At 59.7% G+C, this 1,990-nt stretch carries 1 protein-coding gene and 1 pseudogene; both read left to right on the top strand.

The annotated features are described in order from the left end of the window. The first annotated feature begins 154 nt into the window (after positions 1-154). Complete coding sequence (gene trxB / locus V6C07_RS10495; protein ID WP_333536416.1) at positions 155-1,081, top strand: thioredoxin-disulfide reductase; 927 nt, start codon at positions 155-157, stop codon at positions 1,079-1,081. 126 nt (positions 1,082-1,207) lie between these two features. Beyond that, positions 1,208-1,990 (top strand): annotated as a pseudogene (locus tag V6C07_RS10490) (glycine/sarcosine/betaine reductase complex component C subunit beta); the annotation flags it as partial.

Raw genomic sequence — 1,990 nt, 5'->3', positions numbered from 1 at the left:
CGTGGCACAGGCGGCAAGACCACGAGTTCCGTGCCGCGTGCCGGAAAAGGCATCGCCGCAAGCCGGGCCTTGCCGAAGCCGAAAACCGGAGGACACACAGCGAACCTCGCGGCAACAGCGCGGCGTACGCATACGGCCCTTTTAAGGAGTTTTTATGGAAAAGCGTGAACTGGTCATTATCGGCGCTGGCCCGGCGGGCCTTTCCGCCGCCATTTACGGCAAGCGCGCCGGTCTTGATACCCTTGTTCTGGAAAAAGGCCGTCCCGGCGGCCAGATACTGACCACCAGCAGGGTGGAAAACTATCCCGGCATCATTGACGGCACGGGTACGGGGCTGGCCGACGCGTTTCGCGCGCATGCGGAGTTCTTCAAGGCGGAATTCCGTTCGGTTTCGGTGCAAAAGCTCGAAACTCGCGGCAACGAAAAAATAATCACGCTCAAGGACGGCACGGAAATCGCCGCCGGGGCCGTGATCGTCGCCAGCGGAGCCTATTTTCGCAAACAGGGCTGCCCCGGAGAAAAGAAATACACGGGCATGGGCGTTTCCTATTGCGCCGTGTGCGACGCGGCTTTTTTTGAAGATCTGGAAGTGGCCGTCATCGGCGGCGGCAACACTGCGGTGGAAGAGGCATGCTACCTCACGGGCTTTGCCTCCAAGGTCTACCTTATCCACCGCCGCGACGAATTCCGCGCCGACAGGCTGGTGGTGGAGCACGCTCTGGCAAATCCCAAGATTGTTCCCGTGATGGACAGCGTGCTGGAATCCATTGAAGGCAGCGACATGGTTGAAAAAATCATGGTGCGCAACGTGAAGACCAATGAAATTCGCCAGATTGACCTGAGCGGCGTGTTCATTTTTATCGGCACCCTGCCCAATGCCGAATTTCTGCACGGTCTGCTGCAGACGGATGACGGCGGCTGGATAGTCACCGACGCCAATCTGCAGACCTCTGTCCCAGGCATTTTTGCCGCCGGCGACGTGCGCGACACCTCGTTGCGTCAGGTTGTTACAGCGGCTGGCGACGGCGCAAGGGCCGCCATGTCGGCCTATGCCTACCTTCAACATCAGAGCGTCAAGTAACGATTGCGTGCATGACCCGCAGGGTTTTGCCACCCATGCAACGCACAGGAACAGGCAGGCACGGCCTGCCGTCAAGCAATTCTTTACCAGTGACAGTGCTCTGCAAAGACGCTGGAGGATAGCAGCATGAAAACTGTTGGCATCAAGGCCGCGGCGTATTGCCTGAACTTTGCGCCGGAACTGGCCCTGCATCACGGCGGCACACCGGCGCAGGAGCGGCGCGCCAAGCCCGATTCAGAATTCCTGCGCGAATTGCCAAAGCACGCGCAAACCTATGAACAGGCCGCTTCTTACGCGCCCAACAAAACCTATATAGGCGCCATGAGCGTGGACGAGCTGGCCGCAGCCCCCGCACCCTGGATAGACAACCCGGGTGACGTGCAGCGCTTCGGCAAATTCGGCGAAATCATGCCCGAGGACGAATTCATCGGGCTTATGGATATTTGCGACGTTTTTGACCTTATCTGGCTTGAAGAGGGCTTTGCCTCGGCCGTGGCCGTCAAGCTGGCCCAAAATCCGGTCATGGGCGAAAAGCAGATGGCCCGTCTGGAAAAGGGCAGGCCCGAGGCCGACATTCTTGAGGCCGTGGAAAAGCACCACGCGCTGCCCTTGTATTTTGGCGGCAAGGTGGCGGGCTGCTGCCGCCGCGCCCACGATACCGATGAAAATCTTGAAGCCGGCATAATGCTGGAAAATCTCGCCAGCAAGGCCAGCGCCGTGCTTTGCCTGCTGCACCTGATCAGGAATGCGGGCATGGCTCCGGCGGACGTGGATTTTGTAGTGGAATGCTCGGAAGAAGCCGTGGGCGATGCCATGCAGCGCGGTGGCGGCAACATGGCCAAGGCCGTTGCCGAAATAGCCGAATGCGTCAATGCCAGCGGCTTTGACGTGCGCGGCTTCTGCGCAGCG

It is taken from the genome of Desulfovibrio sp. 1214_IL3152 (genome assembly GCF_036763055.1).
In the GTDB taxonomy this organism is placed as follows: domain Bacteria; phylum Desulfobacterota; class Desulfovibrionia; order Desulfovibrionales; family Desulfovibrionaceae; genus Desulfovibrio.
The sequence above is the reverse complement of the archived record's forward strand: the minus strand, read 5'-3'. Positions and strand labels throughout refer to the sequence as shown.